This is a genomic window from Arthrobacter sp. TJ-238 (genome assembly GCF_058269215.1).
The window spans coordinates 423671-445147 of sequence record NZ_JBZCNH010000002.1; the positions used below are offsets into that span (position 1 = coordinate 423671).

Genomic DNA, 21477 nt, shown 5'->3' on the forward strand with positions numbered 1-21477 from the left:
CTCGGCCCGGAAGAATTGAACACGCTGATCGGCATTGTCGTCAAGTGTTGAACGCAAACCTACAGCAAATAGAGACGGGACCGTTACGCCGTGATCGCGAAGGCCGGGGAGAGGTTCGGTTGGGCGAGGACGACGGCGGCACCGCCGAGGGCCTCGGCGCGGTCGCCGAGGGAGGACATGCATACGCTCGTGGTCTCGCCGATGATGGGGACCGCGTGGCGGGCCAGCCCGCGGCGGACGGGTTCCAGGAGGATGTCGCCGAGGCTGGTCAGCGGTCCGCCGATGACGATGGTCTCCGGGTTGATCATGTTGGCCACATGGGCCAGGGCCCGTCCGATGGCCGTGCCGGCGTCCTCGATGACGCGCAGGGCCGCGGTGTCTCCGGTCAGGGCCCAGTCGACGATGCGCTGCGTGTCGACGGTCTCGGTGCTGCCGCGGCCGAGGAGCTCGATCATCATCGAGGTGGAGGCGACGGTCTCGAGGCAACCACGGTTGCCGCACCGGCAGATCACGCCCTGCTCGTTGATGGTGGTGTGGCCGAGCTCGCCGGTGACGCCGACGTTGCCGTAGTAGAGCGACCCGTTGAGGACGAGGCCGGACCCGATCCCGGAGGCCACCTTGATGAACAGCAGGTTCTCCACGGCGCTGTGCGGTCCCCAGGTGACCTGCGCGAGCGCGCCCAGGTTGGCGTCGTTGTCGATGAACACGGGGACGCGGAGCCGTTCGCCGAACGTCTCGTGGATGTTGATGCCCACCCACTCGGGCAGGATGGCGCCCTGCACCACCGTGCCGGTGCGCCGGTCGATGGGCCCCGGGATCCCGATGCCGGCGCCGAGCAGTGCCCTGCGGTCGATCCCGCCCTCGGCGAGCAGGGCATCCAGGAGGTCCGAGGCCGCCCGGAGTCCCTCGACGGCGCTGTGCCGCGGCGGCAGGCTGACGGAGGCCTCCTGCAGGACGCGGTAGTTGGGACTGGCGAGGACCACGCGGACGTGGCGGCGGCCTATGTCGATGCCCGCCGCGACCTGGCCCTTGTCGTTGAGGATCACGGAGAGCGCCCGGCGCCCCGAACTGGTGGTCGGCGCCGTGCTGACGATCCCGCTGGTCGCCATGACCTTCACGATGTTGGAGACCGTGGCCGTCGACAGACCGGTCTGCCGGGAGAGCTCTGCCTGCGTCTGCGGCCCGTTGCTCACCAGGGCTGCGATGACGCGGCGCTGGTTCTGCTCGCGCAGGGCGGACTGGGAGCCCGGCTTCGGAAGCGCGGCGCTCAGGGGTGTTCTCGCCGTCGAGGGGGATTCTGCGGGCATGCTCCCAAGGTTGCCGCAGGCGGACTTTGTAGTCAAGAAGTTAACGCTTGACGGTACTCGTGGGCCAGGGCCCTGTACTGCTCGGCGTTCCTCCTGACGCCCGCGACCTCGTCGTCGGTCAGCTCGCGGCGGACCTTCGCGGGGACCCCGGCGACGAGCGAACGCGGCGGCACCACTGTGCCCTCGAGCACGACGGCGCCCGCGGCGACCAGCGATCCCGTGCCGATGACGGCCCCGTTCAGGACCGTGGCGCCCATGCCGATGAGGCAGTCGTCCTCGACGGTGCACCCGTGCACCACGGCGCCGTGGCCCACGCTGACCCGGTTGCCGATGACCGCCGGGAAGCCGGGGTCGGCGTGCAGCACGACGTTGTCCTGCAGGTTCGTCCCGTCCCCGATGCGGATGGGCGCGGTGTCCGCACGGACGGTGGCCCCGTAGAAGACGCTCGACGCGGGGCCGAGGACGACCTCGCCGATCAGGGACGCGGTGGGCGCGATGAACGCGGCGGCTCCGGTGTCGGGGGTCTTCCCGCGGAACGCGATGAGGTGGGTCATGGCGTCAGCCTAGGGCAGCAGGGCGTCAGTTGAAGACGATCGTGCGGCGTCCGTCGAGCAGGACCCGCCGTTCGGCGTGCCACTGCACCGCCTGCACCAGGGCGCGTCCCTCGAGCTCGCGCCCGATCGAGGCCAGCTGCTCGGCCGTCCGCGCGTGGTCCACGCGGATGACCTCCTGCTCGATGATCGGGCCCTCGTCCAGGACGGCCGTGACGTAGTGCGCCGTGGCGCCGATCAGCTTCACGCCGCGCGCGTGGGCCTGGTGATAGGGGCGTGCGCCCTTGAACGACGGCAGGAACGAGTGGTGGATGTTGATGGCGCGGCCGCGCAGGTCCTCACAGAGTCCGTCGCTGAGGATCTGCATGTAGCGGGCGAGGACCACGAGTTCGATGTCGTGCCGGTCGATCAGGGCGCGCAGCGCATCCTCGGCGTCCTGCTTGGTCTCCGGTGTCACCGGGATGTGGTGGAACTCGACGCCGTAGAACGCCGCGAGGCCCTCGAGGTCCCGATGGTTGGACACGATCACGGGGATGTCGATGGCGAGCGTTCCCGAGCGGTGCTGGAACAGGAGGTCGTTCAGGCAGTGTGCGGCCTTCGACACCATGATGAGGGTCCGGGTGCGCCGGGCCGCCTCCACGAGCGACCACTGCATGCCGAACTCCGCTGCCACGGGCTCGAGTGCAGTGCGCAGGTCCTGCAGGCCGGCCCCGGTGGTCAGGTCGACCCTCATGAAGAACGTGCCCGTGTCCGGGCTGCCGTACTGCTGGGACTCCGTGATGTTCGCGCCCACGCCGACCAGGGCGCCGGAGACGCCGTGCACGATCCCGGGCCTGTCAGGGCAGGACAGCGTGAGGGAGTACGAGGATGATGCGTCGGGGGAGTCCACCTAAGCCAGCGTACCGGTAGCTCCCGCGCCGGGGGTGAGGCCGCGCAGCCTGTCCAGGGCCGCCAGCGCCGCTGCACGCCCGGCACGGGACGCCCCGAGCGTGGAGGCGGAGGCGCCGTAGCCGACGAGCAGGAGCCGGGGGTCCCTGGCGACACGCACGTTGTCCGTCCGGATGCCGCCCCCGGGCTCCCGGAGGTGCAGCGGTGCGAGGTGGTCGAGCGCAGCGCGGAAACCGGTCGCCCAGAGGACGGCGTCGACGGGTTCCTCGGAGCCGTCGGCGAGCACGGCCGAGTGCTCCCGCAGCTCGGCGAGGGGACCGCGCGAGACCAGGATCCCGGCGTCGATCCCCGCCTGGTACTGCGGCGTGAGTGACAGCCCGGTGACGGACACCACGCTGGCCGGCGGCAGGCCGGCGGTCGTCCGCGCGGTGACCTCTGCCTCGACTTCCCGCCCCCATTCCGGGTCGAAGACACGCCGTGTGAAGGCCGGCGGGCGGCGCGTGGACCACACCGTGTCGGCACCGGCATCCGCGAGCTGCAGCAGGAACTGCACGGCGGAGGTCCCGCCCCCCACCACGAGGACACGCTGCCCCGCGAACTCGGCCGCCGACCGGAAGTCGTGCGTGTGCAGCTGGCGTCCGGCGAAGACGTCCCGCCCGCGATAGTAGGGCCAGTAGGGGCGGTCCCACGTGCCCGTCGCGTTGATGACCACGTCGGCGATCCAGGTGCCGCCCGTCGTCGTGACCCTCAGTGGCCCCGCATCGGCCCGGTCGGGAAGATCGGCGCCGCCGTCGTCCTCCGGTTCAACGCGGAGCACGGTGACAGGGCGGACGACCGGCAGGGCGAACTCGCGCTCGTAGGCGCCGTAGTAGCGGTTCACGACGGCCGAGGCCGGCTCCTTCGGGTCCGGCCTCTCGAGGGGGAGACCGGGCAGGCTGTGCAGGGCGTGGGCGGCGTCGAACGTCAGGGAGGGCCACCGGTGCAGCCAGGCGCCGCCCGGAGCAGGATTAGCGTCGAGGAGCACGACCTCGCGATGCGGTGCGAGGCCCCGCCTGGCGAGATAGTAGGCGCTGCTCAGCCCGGCCTGCCCTGCGCCGATCACGACCACGCGCACCCGATGCGTCAGAGCCTCCGCCGCCGCCCGCTCCGTCCCGCGCATGACAGCGCCCTCTCCGGTCCGGCGCTCGCCGATCCGCTGACCGGAACGGCGCCGGGGCTCGGCCTATTCCGGCCCCGCTGCGGAGCCGCGGGCGCCGGTGGCGACGCGGCCCGCGGTGCAGCTAGCATGGGATCGTCGCGACTGGCGTAGGGTGGGCAACCACCAGGAAGCGGCGCGGAACCAGGGCCCCCGGGAGATCCTGCGCTTCCAGTGCAGACCACGGATCGCACGCCTGGGCCGCGGGTCACGTCTCACGTTCCTGCCGCGCGGACACCGATCCGCCGGCCCGCGACGCACGCTGACCCCCCCCCCCCCCCCCGTGACACCCAGAGAAGGATCGACCGATGACCACCTCGCCCATGGCCGCGTCCCACGCTGCCGCCGATTCCGTCACCAACGCACCCCTGTCCGAGGTGGACCCCGAGATCGCCGCCGTCCTCCGCGACGAGCTCGCACGGCAGCGGGACACCCTCGAGATGATCGCGTCGGAGAACTTCGCCCCCCGCGCCGTCCTCGAGGCGCAGGGCAGCGTCCTCACCAACAAGTACGCGGAGGGTTACCCCGGCCGCCGCTACTACGGCGGCTGCGAGCACGTGGACGTCGCGGAGAACCTCGCGATCGAGCGCGTCAAGGCCCTGTTCGGCGCGGAGTTCGCGAACGTCCAGCCGCACTCCGGCGCGCAGGCCAACGCCGCCGCCCTCTCCGCCATGATCAAGCCCGGCGACAAGATCATGGGCCTCTCCCTCGCGCACGGCGGGCACCTCACGCACGGCATGAAGCTCAACTTCTCCGGAAAGCTCTACGAGGTCGCCGCCTACGGCGTGGAGGAGGACACCCATCGCCTCGACATGGAGCGGGTCCGCGAGCAGGCACTCGCCGAGAAGCCCCAGGTCATCATCGCCGGCTGGTCGGCATACCCCCGCCAGCTCGACTTCGCGGCCTTCCGGTCCATCGCCGACGAGGTCGGCGCGCTCCTGTGGACGGACATGGCGCACTTCGCGGGCCTCGTCGCCGCCGGCGTCCACCCCAGCCCGGTGCCGCACTCCGACGTCGTCACCTCCACGGTGCACAAGACCCTCGCCGGGCCGCGCTCCGGTGTGATCCTCGCGAAGCAGGAGTGGGCAAAGAAGATCAACTCCAACGTCTTCCCCGGCCAGCAGGGCGGGCCCCTCATGCACGTCATCGCGGGCAAGGCCACGGCCTTCAAGATCGCCGGCTCCGCCGAGTTCAAGGAACGCCAGGGCCGCGTCCTCGAGGGCGCACGCATCATCGCCGACCGACTCACCGCTCCCGACGTGACCGAGCACGGCGTCTCGGTGCTCACCGGCGGCACGGACGTCCACCTCGTCCTGGTCGACCTGCGCAACTCGTCGCTGGACGGTCAGCAGGCGGAGGACGTGCTGCACTCCGTGGGCATCACGGTCAACCGCAACGCCGTCCCCTTCGACCCCCGCCCGCCCATGGTCACCTCCGGTCTCCGCATCGGCACGCCGGCGCTGGCGACCCGCGGCTTCGGGGCCACCGAGTTCACCGAGGTCGGCGAGATCATCGCCGCCGCGCTGAAGCCGGCCCCCGACGTCGACGCCCTCCGCGCCCGCGTGTCCGCGCTCGCCGCGGACTTCCCGCTCTACCCGGGCCAGGAGCAGTGGTAGGCATCGGGCGGGGACGAGGACGATCCGCATGAGCACCACGGCACGTATCCTCGACGGGAAGGCCACCGCCGCACAGATCAAGCGCGAACTCGCCGAGCGGGTCGCCGCGCTGCGGGAACTCGGCATCACGCCCGGGCTCGGCACGGTCCTCGTCGGTGATGATCCCGGAAGCTCCTCCTACGTGGCCGGCAAGCACCGCGATTGCGCCGAGGTGGGCATCACCTCGGTACGGCGGGACCTGCCCGACACCATCACGCAGGAGGAGCTCGAGGCGGTCCTCGACGAGCTGAACGCCGACGACGCCACCACCGGCTACATCGTGCAGCTGCCTCTGCCCGCGCACATCGACACGAACGCGATCCTCGAGCGCATCGACCCGGCCAAGGACGCCGACGGCCTGCACCCGACCAACCTCGGCAGGCTCGTGCTCAACGTCAACGCGCCCATGGCGTCACCCCTGCCCTGCACGCCGCACGGCATCGTGGAACTCCTGCTCCGGCACGACGTCGCCCTCACGGGGCTCGACGTGCTCGTCGTCGGGCGCGGCGTGACGGTCGGACGTCCGCTCGGGCTCCTGCTGACGCGCAAGCAGATCAACGCCACCGTGACCCTCGCGCACACCGGGACCGTGGACCTCGCCGAGCACCTGGCGCGCGCCGACGTCGTCGTCGCCGCCGCGGGGATCCCGCACATGATCACCGCGGAGCAGCTGAAGCCCGGGGCGATCGTCCTCGACGTCGGTGTCAGCCGCGTCGAGGACCCGGTGACGGGCAAGGCGAAGCTGACGGGCGACGTCGACCCCGCCGCGGCGACGGTGGCGAGCTGGCTGTCCCCGAACCCCGGCGGCGTGGGCCCCATGACCCGGGCCATGCTGCTGACCAATGTCGTCGAGGCGGCCGAGCGTCGGGCTGCATCCGCCTAGCATCGCCTAGGCTGGGCGGGTGCCTACACCCCTCGCCGGTCCACCGGTCATCTCCGCGCACCGGCTCAGCAAGCACTACGCCGACTTCACGGCGGTGGACGGTATCTCCTTCGACGTCCCCGCGGGCGAGTCGTTCGGCCTCCTCGGCCCCAACGGCGCCGGGAAGTCCACCACCATGCGCATGATCGGCGGCGTGTCCCAGCGCACGTCCGGGGACCTCACCATCATGGGCCTCGACCCGCAGGAACACGGGCCCGAGGTGCGCGCGCACCTCGGCGTCGTGCCGCAGCAGGACAACCTCGACGAGGAACTGCGCGTGCGCGACAACCTGCTCGTCTACGGCCGCTACTTCGGGCTGCCGATGAGCTACCTCAAGCCCAAGGCCGACGAACTGCTGGAGTTCGCGCAGCTCACCGACAAGGCGGGCGCGAAGGTCGACTCCCTCTCGGGCGGCATGAAGCGCCGCCTGACGATCGCCCGCTCGCTCATCAATGAGCCGAAGATCCTCCTGCTGGACGAACCCACCACGGGCCTGGACCCCCAGGCACGCCACATCCTGTGGGACCGACTGTTCCGGCTGAAGGAATCGGGGGTGACCCTGATCCTCACCACGCACTACATGGACGAGGCGGAGCAGCTCTGCGACCGGCTCGTCGTCGTCGACAAGGGCAGGATCATGGCCGAGGGATCGCCGGCACAGCTCATCCGCGAGCACTCCACCCGCGAGGTCCTCGAGCTGCGCTTCGGGTCCGAGCGCAACACCACGGTCGCCGGCGAGCTGCAGGGCATCGGCGAGCGGCTCGAGCCGCTGCCGGACCGCGTGCTGATCTACGCGAACGACGGGGAGGCGGCGCTCGAACAGGTGGTCTCCCGCGGGCTGCGGCCCGTCACGTCCCTCGTGCGCCGTTCATCCCTCGAGGACGTGTTCCTGCGCCTGACCGGGAGGAGCCTCGTTGACTGACCACTCGTCCGCCGGCGTGCAGGAGAACGCGGGCCCGGCGTACCGGCTGCACGCGCACAAGCCGGAGGTGTCCGCGCGCCGCGCCCGCGCGTTCGGCTCGTGGTACTACGCCGAGCACGTGCTCAGGGCCATGAACGGCTACAAGTGGACCCTGCTGGCCACCAGCGTCGGGACACCGGTGATGTACCTGTTCGCGATGGGCGTGGGTCTCGCGACCCTGGTCGACCGGAACTCCGGGAGCGTCTTCGGTGGTGTCAGCTACCTCGTGTTCATCGCACCCGCGCTGCTCGCCTCGGCGACCATCATGACGGCGGCCACCGAATTCACGTACCCCGTGATGGACGGCTTCAAGTGGCGGCGGGTCTACTACGGACCGCACGCCTCGCCGCTCGGCACGGACCAGATCGTCCACGGCCACGTCCTCGCGATCACGGTCCGCCTGACCGTGACCACGATCGTCTACTTCCTGATCGTGGCGGCCTTCGGCGCCTCGCCCCAGCCGGCAGGTGTCCTGGCGGTCCCCGTCGCCGTGCTCAGCGGTCTCGCGTTCGGTCTCCCGCTCATGGCGTACGCCGCGAGTGTCGAGGACGACAAGGGGCAGTTCGCCCTCGTCATGCGGTTCGTCGTCATGCCGCTCTTCCTCTTCTCCGGCACGTTCTTCCCGCTGACCACGCTCCCCGTCTTCCTGCAGTGGATCGGCTGGATCTCCCCGCTGTGGCACGGCACGGAGCTGGGCAGGGCCCTGACCTACGGCCAGCCGCTGCCCGCGTGGCTCGCCACCGTGCATGTGCTCTTCCTGGTGATCCTCGCTGCCGTCGGTCTCCGGCTCGCCCGCCGTGTCTACGCACGGAGGCTGGGCAGATGACCACGCAGCTCACCGCCGCCGACTACGCGCTGGACGGCTCGAAGAGGCCGCTGGCCGCGCTCTACTCACGCAACGCGAAGGCCGTGATCGCGCGGGGCCTCCTCGCCACGCGCAGCAACAACTGGCTCGTCATCGTGTCCGGGTTCTTCGAACCCGTCCTGTACCTGCTGTCGATGGGCGTGGGTCTCGGGACCCTCGTCGGATCGGTCGAGGGGCCCGACGGGCAACCGATCAGCTACGCGGCGTACATCGCCCCGGCACTCCTGGCCGTGTCCGCCATGAACGGTGCCGTCTACGACAGCACCTGGAACGTCTTCTTCCGGATGAACTTCGCGAAGCTCTACCAAGGGATGCTGTACACCTCGCTCGGCCCGCTCGACGTCGCACTCGGGGAGATCTTCCTCGCCCTCCTGCGCGGAGCCCTGTACGCGACGGGCTTCACCGCGGTCATGGGCCTCATGGGGCTCCTCACCACGCCCGTGGCGCTGCTCATGGTCCCCGCGTCCGTGCTGATCGCGTTCGGGTTCGCGTCCTTCGGGATGGGGATCACGAGTTTCATGAAGACGTTCCAGCAGATGGAGTGGATCAACTTCGTGATGCTGCCGATGTTCCTGTTCTCGGCCACGTTCTATCCGCTCGCTGTGTACCCCCAGGGCATCCAGTGGTTCATCCAGGCGCTGCCCCTGTGGCACGGGGTCGAACTGCTCCGGCAGATCAGCGTCGCCTCGTTCACCCCTGCCACGATCGTCCACCTCGGCTATTTCCTCGTGATGATCGCCGTCGGGATGCTCCTCACCACGCTGCGCCTGCGGAAGCTGTTCCTGAAGTAGGGCGCTACACCACGAGGGTGGCGTACACCACGTAGTTGTCGTCGAACTCGCCCGTGTCCGGGTTGTAGCCATCGCACGTGATGAGGCGGACCTCGGAGCCCGGGGTGTTGCCGTACACCGTCAGGGTGGGGAATTCGTCCTTCTGGTACGCCTCCCCGCGCTGGAACTCGAAGACCGCCGTCGTGCCGTCCTCGCGGGTGACGCTGATGCGGTCGCCGGCCTCGAGCTCCCGGAGCTCGGCGAAGACACCCTTGCCGCCGTCCGTCGCGTTCACATGGCCGAGCAGCACAGCGGGCCCGCGGTCGCCCGGGGTGGGGGACTGATCGTACCAGCCGGCCGGTGCGCCCGGGCTGTCGGGTGGCACCTCGAGGCTCCGGTTCTCGCGGAGACCGAGGCGGAGCAGATCCGTCCTGACACCGATGGAGGGGATCTCGAGCGTCACGGGGGCGGAGGCGGCGAGGACCGGGGGCTGTGCCGTTGCGACAGGACCCGGCGCGGTCCCGCCGGAGGCGCCGGCGGCAGGCGTCGAGGGCGCGGCGGACGGCGTCGAGGGCGTGGCGGACGGCGTCGCGACGGCCGCCGGGGAACTCGCGGCAGGCGGCTCGGACGGCGCCGTGGAGTCGGCGGAGCCGCAGCCGGCGAGGAGGAAAAGGGCGACCACCGCCGGAGCCGTGAGGCCCCAGCGGTGGTCGGTTGCTTTACTGGTCACGAGCGACCAGGATCAGACGTTCTGTGCTGCGCGACGGCGGACGGCGTAGGTTCCGCCGGCTGCTGCTGCGAGGACGAGTCCGCCACCGAGGGCGAGCATCCCGGTCGAGCTGGAGGACTCGGTGGCGACACCGGTGTCGGCTCCGCCGTAGGGCATTTCGCCCATCTGGGTCTTCATGAGCGTGCCGCACAGGGCGGGCGAGGTTGCGCCGAGGGGAAGCTCGGGAGCGATCTCGGAAGGGCTGCCGAAGACCTCGGGTGAGACGCCGGCAGTTGCCGGGTCCAGGCCGTGCACGACGACGACGGCGGTGCCGGCGGCGAGCGACTTCTGGGTGGCCTCATCGATGGTGATGGTGCGGTTGATGGAGTAGGTGCCGCCCTGGCCGCCGAGGGCGAGGTTGAGTCCCTCGGCGGGGGTCGACGCACCGGAGGTGGTCAGGGTCGTGAGGATGTCGCCGTATCCCGGGACGCCTTCGGCGACGTTGACGATGCCGTCACCGTTGGCATCGTCGGCAGGCGTGGGGCAGACGCCCTCGGCTCCACCGTGGATGTGCTGGACGTGGGGGTACGGTGCGTCCATGAAGGTCTGGGCGAGACCGGAGACCTGAAGGTTGACGGTGGCCTGGTCACCTGCGACGTCGAGGGTGATGGTGCCGGTCCCCGTAGTGCCGTTGAGCTGGCCGAGGGTCGAGGAGTAGGAGCCGTCATGTGCGGCCATGGCGGGCGAGCCTGCCATGGCGACGGCACTGATGGCGAGGGCTGGTACTGCGAGGAAGCGCATCTTCTTGTTCATGGGTAGTTCCTCCATAGAGCGAGTAAGGCGCGCTGTGGGGCGCGCATGTCAGTACTTCGCGGTGATCGGCATCACGGATTGGAGGAGATGGGAAAAGACTTCGAGAATCCTGACAGTTCGCCTGCGGTGGAAGGCGCCGGGGCCGGCCGGGTCATGCGGAAGAATGATCCCATGCAGTCACTAGGGAGCAATGAGCGGCCTGCGGGCCGGGGTGTGAGCATGCGCATGGGCAGTGCCGGGATGGCCGTCATGCTTGTCGTGTTCCTGGTCGCCGTGGTCTTTGCCGCGAACCAGAACGACGTGATCGGCTGGCTGGTGGTGATCATCTCGCTGGGGTGGCTCCTGATCTTCAGTTTCGTGGTCTTCAGCCTACGCTCCGCCGCGCGGAAAGCCGCGGCCCGCCTGCAGGTTTCCGGCGCCTTCGGTCCTGCGGGGCAGGCGCCTTCCGGCCCCGTCGCCGCCGACCGGGCGCGGGACCTGAAGCTCGACCACAGCTTCAAGATCGTGCAGGTGCAGGTGGGAGTGGTCCGCGACTACCTCGGCAGCGACGAGGGAATGGTGGAGCGCGCGCTCGAGACGATCGAGATCACCTCGCACAATGCCCGCTCCATGATGAAGGGGTCGAACGAGGGCCCTGTCGAGGGGACCGTCGTCGAGTGACGGGCGTCCCGCCGGGAGCACCGCAGGTACCCTCCGGGGTAAGGTTGATCGGGTGAGCCAGGCACCGAACCTCCCGCAGAAACCCCTGCGCATCGCCTCCGTGAACGTCAACGGGATCCGCGCCGCCTACAAGCGCGGCATGCAGGATTGGCTGGACGGGCGCGACGTCGACATCCTCTGCCTGCAGGAGGTCCGCGCGCCCGATGCCGTCGTCCGCAGCCTCCTGGGGGAGGACTGGCACATCCTCCATACCGAGGCCGAGGCCAAGGGCCGCGCCGGCGTCGCCATCGCCTCCCGCCGGGCACCGACCGCCACGCGCACCACCATCGGCGGCAGCTACTTCGACACGTCCGGCCGGTGGGTCGAGGCCGACTTCGACATCGACGGTGCGAGCCTCACCGTGGTGAGCGCCTACGTCCACTCCGGCGAGGTCGGCACGCAGAAGCAGGACGACAAGTACCGCTTCCTCGACGCGATGATCACGCGCCTGCCCGAGCTCCGGGACGGCGCGGACCACGCCGTGGTCATGGGTGACCTCAACGTGGGCCACACCCCGCTCGACATCAGGAACTGGAAGGGCAACGTCAAGAACGCCGGGTTCCTGCCCGAGGAACGGGCCTACTTCGACCGGTTCTTCTCGGACGAGTGCGGTTTCCTCGATGTCGCCCGGCTCCTCGCCGGGGAGGTCGACGGGCCCTACACGTGGTGGTCCTGGCGGGGCAAGGCCTTCGACAACGACACGGGCTGGCGCATCGACTACCAGCTGGCAACGCAGGCCCTTGCGAAGAGCGCCGTGAGCGCCGAGGTCGACAGGGCACCGAGCTGGGACACGCGGTTCTCCGACCACGCCCCGCTCGTCGTCGACTACCAGATCTAGACCCCAGGACAGCTTCCATGACAGCCACCACGACAGCCCACGAGGCATCCGCCGGGACATCCGCCGAGACATCGTCGACAGCCACCGCGGACACCGGCCGGCGCCAGCGCATCCTCTCCGGCATGCAGCCCTCCGCGGGCTCACTGCACCTCGGCAACTACCTGGGCGCGCTCGTGCACTGGGTGCGCCTCCAGGACACCTACGACGCCGTCTTCTTCATCCCCGACCTGCACGCCATCACCGTCCCCCAGGATCCGCAGGAACTGGCGCAGCGGACCCGGCTCACGGCCGCCCAGTACATCGCCGGGGGCGTCGACCCCGACAGGGCCACCCTCTTCGTGCAGTCCCACGTCCCGGAGCACGCGCAACTCGCGTGGGTGCTGAACTGCTTCACCGGGTTCGGTGAGGCGTCCCGCATGACCCAGTTCAAGGACAAGGCGGCCCGGCAGGGGACCGACACCGCAAGCGTGGGCCTGTTCACCTATCCCATCCTGCAGGCCGCCGACATCCTGCTGTACCAGCCCGACGGCGTCCCCGTGGGCGAGGACCAGCGCCAGCACGTGGAGCTCAGCCGTGACCTGGCGCAGCGATTCAACACGCGATACGGCCGGACGTTCACGCTTCCGCAGCCCTTCATCCAGAAGGAGTCGGCGAAGATCTACGACCTGCAGAATCCGACGGCGAAGATGTCGAAGTCGGGCCCGTCGCCCGCGGGGCTGATCAACCTGCTCGACGATCCGAAGACCACAGCCAAGCGGATCCGCTCCGCCGTCACCGACACGGGCACGGAGATCCGGTTCGACCCGGCGGAGAAGCCCGGTGTCTCGAACCTGCTCACCATCTACTCGGCGCTGTCCGGCCGGTCCATCGCGGAGCTCGAGGCGGACTACGAGGGGCGGATGTACGGGCACCTGAAGGTGGACCTCGCCGACGTGGTCGTCGAGGCGCTGGCGCCCGTCCGGACTCGCGCCGAGGAACTCCTGTCCGACCCCGCCGAGCTCGACCGCCTGCTGGCCAAGGGTGCGGCCAAGGCCCGCGATCTCGCGGCGCCCACGCTGGCAGACGTGTACTCACGCGTGGGTTTCCTCCCCGGCGCGGGGGCCCTCTGATCCATGTGCGCCTCGGACGGTCAGCCCCACGGAATGGTGACAGCCCTCGCCGGCCCGCGCCCGAGCGGCAGCTGCGTCGGCGTCACCATCCCCATCCCCGAGCCGCTCGCCGGTGACCTCGAGTCGTGGCGGGCGTCCTTCGGCGACCCCATGGCGGCGGTCGCGCCGCCCCACATCACCCTGATCACCACGACGCCCGCGACGGACTGGGACGAGACCATCGACCACGTGCGCTCCGTGGCCCGCCGCCAGCGCCCGTTCACGGTGCGCCTGCACGGCACCGGTACCTTCCGGCCCGTCTCGCCCGTGGTGTTCCTGAACCTCGTGGAGGGCTTCGACGAGTGCGTCGCGCTGCACGCGAAGCTCCAGGCGGGGCCGCTCGACCGCGACCTCGAGTTCCCGTTCCACCCGCACGTCACGGTGGCCCACGACGTCTCCGCGGCGGGACTCGACGCTGCTGCCGAGGTCCTCCGCGCCTTCGACGCCTCCTTCGAGGTGCGGGGCATGGGACTCTACGAGCATGTGCAGTCGGGCCTGTGGAAACTGAGGGAGGAGCTGCACTTTGGCGAAGACGCTGACAGCTCCGAAGCCGCCGCGGGTTGACCAGCCGTCCCCGGCCAGCCTGCCCGATCTGCAGCGCAGGGTCATCGACGCGCAGGTCAGGGTCGGCCGGCTGACCCGTTCCGGTGGCGGGGGAGCGGAGCTCCTGCTCGCGCGGGTGGACCTGCTGCTGTGCCGGTTCTTCACGCTGCGCCCGGTGCGGGTGGTCGTGTTGTACAACGAGCGGCGCGGGCCCCTGATGGCGGCAGGACTGGCCTACCGCCTGTTCTTCGCGATCGCCGCGCTCCTGGTCGTCGCGTTCGCCGCCCTCGGCATCGTGATCGCGGGCGACGAGGAACTCCGGGAGATCTCGGTCGATGCACTCGACCAGGCGGTTCCCGGGCTCATCGGCGACGCGAGCGGCGAGAGCGGCCTGGTGACTGCAGAGCGGCTCTTCGAGGTCACCAGCGGACTCGGCTGGGCGATCGTGGTGTCCTCGGTGGTCATGCTCGTGACGGCCCTCGGCTGGATCGGGGGGATGCGGCAGGCGATGCGCGGTATCTTCGCGCTGCCGCCCGTCGCGGTCCACCCGGTGGTCCTCTGGGCGAAGGACCTCGGGACCCTCGCGCTCCTCGGGGTGATCATGGTGGTGACCACCGGACTCGGGGTGGTGGCCAACAACACCGTGGGTGCCCTGCTCGCCGTCCTGCGCCTGAACGTCGTGGACCAGCTCATGACGCAGGCAGCGGGCTTCGCCGTGATGATCCTGCTGGACATCCTCGTGGCCGTGGTCCTGTTCCACTCCGCGTCGGCCATCGAGATGCCACGGCGGGTCCTGATCCAGGGCGCACTGATCGCGGGGCTCGGCACCACCCTGCTGCGGACGTTCTCGGCCCAGATCCTCGGCGCTTTCGGCAACAACCCGCTGCTGCTGTCCTTCGCCGTGATCCTCGCCCTGTTCATCTGGTTCTTCCTGCTCAGCCAGGTGTACCTGCTGGCCACCGCCTGGTGCGCGATCGGCACGGCGGACGCGGGCGTGGTCTCCGACCGGGAACACCACGCGAAAGCAGGGACCCTGTGGCAGCGCAGCCGCCGCAGGAGCCGCAGCGCAGGCAGCAGCTACCCCTGACGCGCAGCGCCCGGCTGTGCCGCCGTCGGGCCCTGACCGGTCTCGCGATGACACTCCGGGAACACGAGAGGGCGGCCCCTGTACAGGGGCCGCCCTCGGTGCTCCGGCATCACCGGCGGTGTGTCCGGATCAGATCTTGCGGGTCAGGATCGCCTGCTTGACCTCGGAGATGGCCTTGGTGACCTGGATGCCACGCGGGCACGCCTCCGAGCAGTTGAAGGTGGTGCGGCAACGCCACACACCCTCCTTGTCGTTCAGGATCTCGAGGCGCATGTCTCCGGCGTCGTCGCGCGAGTCGAAGATGAACCGGTGCGCGTTGACGATCGCCGCGGGGCCGAAGTACTGGCCGTCGGTCCAGAACACGGGGCACGAGGACGTGCACGCCGCGCACAGGATGCACTTGGTGGTGTCGTCGTAGCGATCGCGCTCCTCGGCGGACTGCAGGCGCTCCTTCGCGGGCTCGTGGCCCTTGCTGATCAGGAACGGCATGATCTCGCGGTAGGACTGGAAGAAAGGCTCCATGTCCACGATCAGGTCCTTCTCCACGGGCAGGCCCTTGATGGGCTCCACCAGGATGGGCTTGGACGTGTCGAGGTCCTTCAGGAGGGTCTTGCAGGCCAACCGGTTGCGCCCGTTGATCCGCATGGCGTCCGAGCCGCACACGCCGTGCGCGCAGGAACGGCGGAACGAGACCGAGCCGTCGTGCTCCCACTTGACCTTGTGCAGGGCGTCCAGCACGCGGTCCGTGCCGTACATGGTCAGCTTCCACTCGTCCCAGTGCGCCTCGTCCGAGACCTCCGGGTTGTAGCGGCGGACCTTCAGGGTGATGTCGAACGTGGGGATCTCTCCGCCGCCGCCGACACCGGGTGCGAGCTCGACCTTGGAGGCCGGCTCCTTCTCCATCGTTTCGGTGCTCATCAGTACTTTCGCTCCATGGGCTGGTATCGGGTGAAGATAACCGGTTTGGTCTCAAGGCGGACGCCGCTGGTGGCAGTGGCGCTGGGGTCCTTGTAGGCCATGGAATGGGTCATGAAATTCTCGTCGTCGCGCTCGGGGTAGTCCTCGCGGAAGTGTCCGCCGCGGGACTCCTTGCGGTGCAGGGCCGCCGCGGTCATGACCTTCGCCATGTCGAGGAGGAACCCGAGCTCCACGGCTTCGAGCAGGTCCAGGTTGAACCGCTTGCCCTTGTCCTGCACCGTGATGCGCGTGTACCGCTCCTCCAGTGTATCGATGACACGCAGTGCCTCGAGGAGGGTCTCCTCGGTACGGAACACCTGGACGTTGGCGTCCATGATGTCCTGCAGCTCCTTGCGGATCAGCGCCACGCGCTCTCCGCCTTCGGAGCTGCGTGCCCGGTTGAGGAGTTCCTCGGTCTCGACCGTCGGGTTCTCGGGGATCTCCACGAAGTCCGCGGTGAGTGCGTACTCCGCGGCGGCGAGGCCGGCGCGCTTGCCGAAGACGTTGATGTCGAGCAGCGAGTTGGTCCCGAGGCGGTTGGATCCGTGGACGGACACGCAGGCCACCTCGCCGGCCGCGTACAGGCCCGGCACCACGGTGTCGTTGTCCGCCAGGACCTCGGCCTTGATGTTGGTCGGGATGCCGCCCATGGCGTAGTGCGCCGTGGGGAAGACCGGTACCGGCTCCGTGTAGGGCTCGACGCCCAGGTAGGTGCGGGCGAACTCGGTGATGTCGGGGAGCTTCGCGTCGATGTGCGCGGGCTCGAGGTGCGTGAGGTCGAGGAGGACGTAGTCCTTGTTCGGGCCGGCTCCCCGGCCCTCGCGCACCTCGTTGGCCATGGAGCGGGCCACGATGTCGCGCGGCGCCAGGTCCTTGATGGTCGGGGCGTAGCGTTCCATGAAGCGCTCACCCTCCGAGTTGCGGAGGATGGCGCCCTCGCCGCGGGCCGCCTCGGACAGGAGGATCCCGAGACCGGCGAGGCCGGTCGGGTGGAACTGGAAGAACTCCATGTCCTCGAGGGGGATGCCGCGGCGGAACGCGATGCCCATGCCGTCGCCGGTCAGGGTGTGGGCGTTCGACGTGGTCTTGTAGACCTTGCCGACGCCGCCGGAGGCGAAGACGACCGACTTGGCCTGGAAGATGTGCAGCTCGCCCGAGGCCAGGTCGTAGGAGACGACTCCGGCCACGCGCTTCTGGATGCGGGTCTCGCCGTCGACCGTGACCTCCTGGTCGACCATCAGCAGGTCGAGCACGTAGTACTCGTTGTAGAACTCGACGTTGTGCTTGACACAGTTCTGATAGAGCGTCTGGAGGATCATGTGCCCGGTGCGGTCGGCCGCGTAGCAGGACCTGCGGACCGGGGCCTTGCCGTGGTCGCGGGTGTGGCCGCCGAACCGGCGCTGGTCGATGCGGCCCTCCGGGGTGCGGTTGAAGGGCAGACCCATCTTCTCGAGGTCGAGGACGGCCTCGATGGCCTCCTTCGCCATGACCTCGGCGGCGTCCTGGTCGACCAGGTAGTCGCCGCCCTTCACGGTGTCGAAGGTGTGCCACTCCCAGTTGTCCTCTTCGACGTTGGCGAGTGCCGCGCACATGCCGCCCTGCGCCGCACCCGTGTGGGAGCGGGTGGGGTAGAGCTTCGTCAGGACGGCGGTGCGGGCGCGCTGGCCCGATTCGATGGCTGCGCGCATCCCTGCGCCACCTGCGCCGACGATGACGACGTCGTACTTGTGGACCTGCATGCTGGTCGCTCTTTCTGTTGAAACCGGTGGTGGTGCCCGGGGGGCGCTGCGATGAGCCCGCCGTGCTGGTGCTGCCGGGAAACGGCAGCTACTGCTCGTCAGCGCTGGAGATCAGCGCTGTTGGTCAGTGCTGGGGTCGGTACTGATCGGCAGTACCGATGGGCGCTGCTACGGAGCGGGGCAGTAGTCCGCGACGTGGGCCACGCCGTCGATCACGGGGCAGGGATCGAAGGTGAAGATCACGAGGGTGCCGAGGACCACGATGACGACGGTCGCCGTGTACAGCACGCCCTTGAGCCACATGCGGGTGCTGTTCTTGTCCGCGTAGTCGTTGATGATCACGCGGATGCCGTTGGTGCCGTGCAGCATGGCGAGCCACAGCATGGTGAGGTCCCAGATCTGCCACAGGGGGCTCGCCCACTTGCCGGCGACGAAGCCGAAGTCGATCCCGGTGATGCCGTCACCGGCGATGAGGTTGACGTACAGGTGGACGAAGATCAGCACCACGAGGATGGCGCCCGAGATCCGCATGAACAGCCACGCGACCATCTCGAAGTTGCTGCGCGAGCTGGTGGTGCGGGAGTAGCCCGGGGCGACGCGTCCGGAACGGGGGCTTTCGATGATTGGGGTAGCCATGGGTCCTAACCTCCGAAGACGTGGAAGACGTGCGAGAGATGGCGGATCGAGAAGGCGATCATGACGAGCGCCCAGAGGCCCACGACGCCCCAGAGCATCTGCCGGTGGTACTTGGGGCCCTTCTTCCAGAAGTCCACGAGGATCAGCCGGATGCCGTTGAAGGCGTGGAACACGATGGCCGCGACGAGGCCGAGCTCACCGAGGCCCATGATCGGGTTCTTGTAGGAGGCGATCACGGCGTCATACGCTTCGGGCGACACACGGACGAGGGACGTGTCCAGCACGTGCACGAGGAGGAAGAAGAAAATCACGACCCCGGTGATGCGGTGCGCGACCCAGGACCACTGGCCCTCACGGCCGCGGTAAAGGGTGCCTGCTGGTGTCAGTGTCTTCGGCATTGAAATTACCTCCCTGCATCGCGAGGGCGTTAGCGCGATATACGCAGTGATTACGCCAGTGCGACAGCACTCTTCAGATAAGAATAATCTAGGCCGGTGACACTCTCCGTTCAATTTAGGGGGGCCTCACCTGTGACCTTGTTAACACCGGGGTCACCACCGGGGCCGAGGCCGATGGTGAGCCCGGGATCGCGACACACCGGTGCCCGGTGGCGCGCGTCGGTTACCGTGGAAGCGATGAATACCGAGAGGGCCGCTGCCCAGACCCCCGACAACGTGCTGGACCGCTTCCACGGCGTCATCCCCGCGGGAGGGACGGGCACGCGCCTGTGGCCCCTCTCCCGGGCGGCCGCCCCGAAGTTCCTGCACGACCTCACCGGTTCGGGCAGCACGCTGATCCGGGCGACCTACGACCGGCTCCGGCCCCTGTGCGACGGCCGCACCATGGTGGTCACGGGGATCGTGCACCGCCGGGCCGTCCTCGCGCAGCTGCCCGAGATCGACGACATGAACCTCGTCCTCGAGTCCGAGCCGAAGGACTCCGGCGCCGCGATCGGCCTGGCCGCCGCCATCCTGCACCAGCGGGACCCGAGCATCATCATGGGGTCCTTCGCCGCGGACCAGGTGATCGCGCCCGTGGAGGTCTTCCAGGCCGCCGTCCGCGAGGCCATCCACACGGCCGCCTGCGGGTACATCGTCACGATCGGCATCAAGCCGACCCACGCCTCCACCGGCTTCGGGTACATCCGCGCCGGGGAGTCGCTCGCGGCCGAGGGCGCCCCCAGCGCCCGCGCCGTCATCGAGTTCGTGGAGAAGCCGTCGCAGGAGGTCGCCGACGGGTACATCGACAGTGGCAACTACTCGTGGAACGCCGGCATGTTCGTGGCGCCGGTGGACCTCATGCTCAAGCACCTGTCCGCCAACGAGCCCGAGCTCTACGCGGGCCTGATGGAGATCGCCGCGGCCTGGGACACCCCCCGGCGCGTCGAGGTGGCCCGCCGCGTGTGGCCCACCCTCCCGAAGATCGCCATCGACTACGCCGTCGCCGAGCCCGCGGCGGCCGCGGGCGACGTCGCCATGATCCCGGGCGAGTTCAGCTGGGACGACGTCGGGGACTTCGCCGCGATCGGCCGCCTGAACCCGGCGGAGGAGAACAGCGAACTCACGGTGATGGGGGAGGGCGCGCGCGTGTTCTCGGAGAACGCCTCGGGCATCGTCGTGTCCGACACCAAGCGTGTGATCGCATTGATCGGGATCGACGACGTCGTCATCGTCGACACCCCCGACGCCCTGCTCGTGACGACCAAGGAGCACGCCCAGGAGGTCAAGAAGGCCGTGGAGCGCCTGCGTGCCAGCGGTGACACCGACGTGCTGTAGCGCCGACGCCCTGCAGGGAGCCGATCTGTCGAACACCGGACCCGCCGGGTCCCGGGTGGGGGCGCCCGCCCTGCGGTCGGTAGGCTGAGCTGGTGGAAACGTTCATCACGCAGACTCCGACCTCCCGGGTGGGAGCCGCCCTCGAGCAGCTCCACGACGAGCTGGTGCAGATCCGGCGCGACCTGCACCGCCACCCCGAACTGTCCTACAAGGAGCACCGCACCACGGACGTCCTCGTGGCCCGGCTCGAGCAGGCGGGGCTCTCCCCCCAGCGGCTCGAGGGGACGGGCGTGTTCGTCGACGTCGGCAGCGGACCGCTCCGGCTGGCGCTGCGCGCCGACATCGACGCCCTGCCGATCATCGAGGAGACGGGCCTTCCCTTCGAGTCCGCCACGACGGGCGTCACGCACGCGTGCGGACACGACATCCACACCACCGTGATGCTCGGCGTCGCGCTCGTCCTCGCCGGGGTGCACGCCGACGAGGCGCTGCCCGGCACGGTGAGGATCATCTTCCAGCCCGCGGAGGAGCTGATGCCCGGCGGTGCCCTGGACGTGATCGCGCAGGGGGTCCTCGCAGGCGTCCCGCGCATCCTCGCACTGCACTGCGACCCGCGGATCGACGTGGGCCTCGTGGGCACCCGCATCGGGGCAATCACCTCCGCGTCGGACACCATCCGCGTCGAGCTCAGCGGGCGCGGCGGCCACACCTCGCGCCCCCACCTGACCGAGGACCTCGTCTTCGCGCTCGCCTCCATCGCCGTGAACGTCCCGGCCGTCCTGTCGCGCCGGATCGACGTCCGCAGCGCGGTGTCCGTGGTCTGGGGGCAGATCCACGCGGGCTCCGCCCCCAATGCCATCCCCGCCCACGGCTTCATGTCCGGGACCCTCCGCTGCCTCGAGGGGGAGGCCTGGCACTCGGCGGGCGAGATGCTCGACCGCGCGGTGCGCGAGGTCGCGGCCCCGTTCGGCGTGGACGTCCGGCTCGAGCACATCCGCGGGGTACCGCCGGTGGTGAACCAGGAGGCCGAGACAGGTCTCCTGGAGGCCGCCGCACGCGCGGAACTCGGTTCGCACGCCGTCGTCCTGACGCCCCAGTCCATGGGCGGGGAGGACTTCGCGTGGATGACGCAGGAGGTGCCCGGCGCCATGATGAGGCTCGGCACACGGACCCCCGGCGGCGAGACGTTCGACCTGCACCGGGGCGACTACGCGCCGGACGAGCGGGCCATCGGCTGCGGCGTGCGCGTCATGGCCGCGGCCGCCCTGCAGGTCGTGTTCGGCGAGGACGACTGAGGCCGGGGCCCCCGGACCCGCCCGCTGCCGTCCCCGCGGTCGCCACGCATAACGAAACCCGAACGATCCTCCCCGCCGAGCGGGCCGTGTAGTGCTCTTCGTCACTTGGCCCTTAGGATGTTCG

22 protein-coding genes are annotated in these 21477 nt (G+C 69.6%); 12 read left to right on the plus strand and 10 right to left on the minus strand.

Going from position 1 to position 21477, the window contains the following annotated elements:
- Window positions 1-83 precede the first annotated feature (83 nt).
- Genes AC4D2O_RS05300 through AC4D2O_RS05315 form a run of 4 tightly spaced genes read right to left on the minus strand, consistent with a single transcriptional unit; the run spans window position 84 to window position 3905 of the window.
- Window positions 84-1307, minus strand: coding sequence for an ROK family transcriptional regulator (locus tag AC4D2O_RS05300; protein ID WP_490905578.1), 1224 nt, complete (start codon window positions 1305-1307; stop codon window positions 84-86).
- Window positions 1308-1339: 32 nt separating this feature from the next.
- Complete coding sequence (locus AC4D2O_RS05305; protein ID WP_490905579.1) at window positions 1340-1861, minus strand: gamma carbonic anhydrase family protein; 522 nt, start codon at window positions 1859-1861, stop codon at window positions 1340-1342.
- A gap of 25 nt (window positions 1862-1886) precedes the next feature.
- Window positions 1887-2747 (minus strand): formyltetrahydrofolate deformylase, encoded by an 861-nt coding sequence (gene purU, locus AC4D2O_RS05310; protein ID WP_490905580.1) that lies wholly within the window; start codon window positions 2745-2747, stop codon window positions 1887-1889.
- Window positions 2748-3905, minus strand: coding sequence for an FAD-dependent oxidoreductase (locus AC4D2O_RS05315; RefSeq protein WP_490905581.1), 1158 nt, complete (start codon window positions 3903-3905; stop codon window positions 2748-2750). It lies immediately after the preceding gene.
- 344 nt (window positions 3906-4249) lie between these two features.
- Here AC4D2O_RS05315 and glyA point away from each other — a divergent pair, with 344 nt between their 5' ends.
- The 5 genes from glyA to AC4D2O_RS05340 are packed head-to-tail and all read left to right on the plus strand — an operon-like array spanning window position 4250 to window position 9135.
- Window positions 4250-5557, plus strand: a complete 1308-nt coding sequence (gene glyA / locus AC4D2O_RS05320; RefSeq protein ID WP_490905582.1) for a serine hydroxymethyltransferase — start codon at window positions 4250-4252, stop codon at window positions 5555-5557.
- Window positions 5558-5585: 28 nt separating this feature from the next.
- On the plus strand, window positions 5586-6479 hold the full coding sequence (locus AC4D2O_RS05325) for a bifunctional methylenetetrahydrofolate dehydrogenase/methenyltetrahydrofolate cyclohydrolase (protein WP_490905583.1): 894 nt from the start codon (window positions 5586-5588) through the stop codon (window positions 6477-6479).
- Window positions 6480-6498: 19 nt separating this feature from the next.
- Window positions 6499-7440, plus strand: coding sequence for an ABC transporter ATP-binding protein (locus AC4D2O_RS05330; protein ID WP_490905584.1), 942 nt, complete (start codon window positions 6499-6501; stop codon window positions 7438-7440).
- On the plus strand, window positions 7433-8305 hold the full coding sequence (locus AC4D2O_RS05335; RefSeq protein ID WP_490905585.1) for an ABC transporter permease: 873 nt from the start codon (window positions 7433-7435) through the stop codon (window positions 8303-8305). Before AC4D2O_RS05330 ends, AC4D2O_RS05335 begins: the two co-directional genes overlap by 8 nt.
- Window positions 8302-9135 carry an ABC transporter permease gene (locus tag AC4D2O_RS05340; protein WP_490905586.1) on the plus strand — a complete coding sequence of 278 codons (834 nt, stop codon included), beginning with the start codon at window positions 8302-8304 and terminating at the stop codon, window positions 9133-9135. Before AC4D2O_RS05335 ends, AC4D2O_RS05340 begins: the two co-directional genes overlap by 4 nt.
- Before the next feature lie 4 nt (window positions 9136-9139).
- Here the strand turns inward: AC4D2O_RS05340 and AC4D2O_RS05345 are convergent, their stop codons facing one another.
- Together AC4D2O_RS05345 and AC4D2O_RS05350 are read right to left on the minus strand one after the other, a co-directional pair.
- Complete coding sequence (locus AC4D2O_RS05345) at window positions 9140-9844, minus strand: class F sortase (protein ID WP_490905587.1); 705 nt, start codon at window positions 9842-9844, stop codon at window positions 9140-9142.
- Window positions 9845-9856: 12 nt separating this feature from the next.
- On the minus strand, window positions 9857-10636 hold the full coding sequence (locus AC4D2O_RS05350) for a GVDTG sorting domain-containing protein (protein WP_490905588.1): 780 nt from the start codon (window positions 10634-10636) through the stop codon (window positions 9857-9859).
- A 171-nt stretch (window positions 10637-10807) separates the two neighbouring features.
- Between AC4D2O_RS05350 and AC4D2O_RS05355 the strand changes: the two genes are divergently transcribed.
- The 5 genes from AC4D2O_RS05355 to AC4D2O_RS05375 are packed head-to-tail and all read left to right on the plus strand — an operon-like array spanning window position 10808 to window position 14951.
- Window positions 10808-11296, plus strand: a complete 489-nt coding sequence (locus AC4D2O_RS05355; RefSeq protein ID WP_490905589.1) for a hypothetical protein — start codon at window positions 10808-10810, stop codon at window positions 11294-11296.
- Window positions 11297-11348: 52 nt separating this feature from the next.
- The gene (locus AC4D2O_RS05360; RefSeq protein ID WP_490905590.1) at window positions 11349-12173 is read left to right on the plus strand and encodes an exodeoxyribonuclease III; all 825 of its coding nucleotides are present in this window, start codon (window positions 11349-11351) and stop codon (window positions 12171-12173) included.
- A 17-nt stretch (window positions 12174-12190) separates the two neighbouring features.
- Window positions 12191-13282, plus strand: a complete 1092-nt coding sequence (trpS, locus tag AC4D2O_RS05365; protein ID WP_490905591.1) for a tryptophan--tRNA ligase — start codon at window positions 12191-12193, stop codon at window positions 13280-13282.
- A gap of 33 nt (window positions 13283-13315) precedes the next feature.
- The gene (locus AC4D2O_RS05370) at window positions 13316-13885 is read left to right on the plus strand and encodes a 2'-5' RNA ligase family protein (protein WP_490905593.1); all 570 of its coding nucleotides are present in this window, start codon (window positions 13316-13318) and stop codon (window positions 13883-13885) included.
- Window positions 13845-14951: a YihY/virulence factor BrkB family protein gene (locus tag AC4D2O_RS05375; RefSeq protein WP_490905594.1), complete on the plus strand. Its 1107-nt coding sequence runs from the start codon at window positions 13845-13847 to the stop codon at window positions 14949-14951. The genes AC4D2O_RS05370 and AC4D2O_RS05375 overlap by 41 nt, the downstream gene beginning before the upstream one ends.
- Before the next feature lie 129 nt (window positions 14952-15080).
- Here AC4D2O_RS05375 and AC4D2O_RS05380 read toward each other — a convergent pair whose 3' ends face one another.
- The 4 genes from AC4D2O_RS05380 to sdhC all read right to left on the minus strand — a co-directional run bounded on the left by AC4D2O_RS05380 (window position 15081) and on the right by sdhC (window position 18681).
- Window positions 15081-15869: a succinate dehydrogenase iron-sulfur subunit gene (locus AC4D2O_RS05380; protein ID WP_104049193.1), complete on the minus strand. Its 789-nt coding sequence runs from the start codon at window positions 15867-15869 to the stop codon at window positions 15081-15083.
- Window positions 15869-17647 (minus strand): succinate dehydrogenase flavoprotein subunit, encoded by a 1779-nt coding sequence (gene sdhA, locus AC4D2O_RS05385; RefSeq protein ID WP_490905596.1) that lies wholly within the window; start codon window positions 17645-17647, stop codon window positions 15869-15871. The genes AC4D2O_RS05380 and sdhA overlap by 1 nt, the downstream gene beginning before the upstream one ends.
- Before the next feature lie 168 nt (window positions 17648-17815).
- On the minus strand, window positions 17816-18283 hold the full coding sequence (locus AC4D2O_RS05390; RefSeq protein ID WP_490905597.1) for a succinate dehydrogenase hydrophobic membrane anchor subunit: 468 nt from the start codon (window positions 18281-18283) through the stop codon (window positions 17816-17818).
- A 5-nt stretch (window positions 18284-18288) separates the two neighbouring features.
- The gene (sdhC, locus tag AC4D2O_RS05395) at window positions 18289-18681 is read right to left on the minus strand and encodes a succinate dehydrogenase, cytochrome b556 subunit (protein WP_490905598.1); all 393 of its coding nucleotides are present in this window, start codon (window positions 18679-18681) and stop codon (window positions 18289-18291) included.
- A gap of 237 nt (window positions 18682-18918) precedes the next feature.
- Between sdhC and AC4D2O_RS05400 the strand changes: the two genes are divergently transcribed.
- Window positions 18919-20058, plus strand: a complete 1140-nt coding sequence (locus tag AC4D2O_RS05400; protein ID WP_490905600.1) for a mannose-1-phosphate guanylyltransferase — start codon at window positions 18919-18921, stop codon at window positions 20056-20058.
- 128 nt (window positions 20059-20186) lie between these two features.
- Window positions 20187-21353: an amidohydrolase gene (locus AC4D2O_RS05405; protein ID WP_490905856.1), complete on the plus strand. Its 1167-nt coding sequence runs from the start codon at window positions 20187-20189 to the stop codon at window positions 21351-21353.
- Window positions 21354-21477 lie beyond the last annotated feature (124 nt).

Excerpts from the sequence above, each read along its gene's own strand:
- glyA (WP_490905582.1), top strand. The coding sequence starts at position 4,250 with ATGACCACCTCGCCCATGGCCGCGTCCCACGCTGCCGCCGATTCCGTC.
- AC4D2O_RS05300 (WP_490905578.1), bottom strand. The coding sequence starts at position 1,307 with ATGCCCGCAGAATCCCCCTCGACGGCGAGAACACCCCTGAGCGCCGCG.
- AC4D2O_RS05390 (WP_490905597.1), bottom strand. The coding sequence starts at position 18,283 with ATGGCTACCCCAATCATCGAAAGCCCCCGTTCCGGACGCGTCGCCCCG.
- AC4D2O_RS05380 (WP_104049193.1), bottom strand. The coding sequence starts at position 15,869 with ATGAGCACCGAAACGATGGAGAAGGAGCCGGCCTCCAAGGTCGAGCTC.
- AC4D2O_RS05350 (WP_490905588.1), bottom strand. The coding sequence starts at position 10,636 with ATGAACAAGAAGATGCGCTTCCTCGCAGTACCAGCCCTCGCCATCAGT.
- AC4D2O_RS05315 (WP_490905581.1), bottom strand. The coding sequence starts at position 3,905 with ATGCGCGGGACGGAGCGGGCGGCGGCGGAGGCTCTGACGCATCGGGTG.
- AC4D2O_RS05355 (WP_490905589.1), top strand. The coding sequence starts at position 10,808 with ATGCAGTCACTAGGGAGCAATGAGCGGCCTGCGGGCCGGGGTGTGAGC.
- sdhC (WP_490905598.1), bottom strand. The coding sequence starts at position 18,681 with ATGCCGAAGACACTGACACCAGCAGGCACCCTTTACCGCGGCCGTGAG.
- AC4D2O_RS05340 (WP_490905586.1), top strand. The coding sequence starts at position 8,302 with ATGACCACGCAGCTCACCGCCGCCGACTACGCGCTGGACGGCTCGAAG.
- AC4D2O_RS05400 (WP_490905600.1), top strand. The coding sequence starts at position 18,919 with ATGAATACCGAGAGGGCCGCTGCCCAGACCCCCGACAACGTGCTGGAC.
- trpS (WP_490905591.1), top strand. The coding sequence starts at position 12,191 with ATGACAGCCACCACGACAGCCCACGAGGCATCCGCCGGGACATCCGCC.
- AC4D2O_RS05370 (WP_490905593.1), top strand. The coding sequence starts at position 13,316 with ATGGTGACAGCCCTCGCCGGCCCGCGCCCGAGCGGCAGCTGCGTCGGC.
- AC4D2O_RS05305 (WP_490905579.1), bottom strand. The coding sequence starts at position 1,861 with ATGACCCACCTCATCGCGTTCCGCGGGAAGACCCCCGACACCGGAGCC.
- sdhA (WP_490905596.1), bottom strand. The coding sequence starts at position 17,647 with ATGCAGGTCCACAAGTACGACGTCGTCATCGTCGGCGCAGGTGGCGCA.
- AC4D2O_RS05325 (WP_490905583.1), top strand. The coding sequence starts at position 5,586 with ATGAGCACCACGGCACGTATCCTCGACGGGAAGGCCACCGCCGCACAG.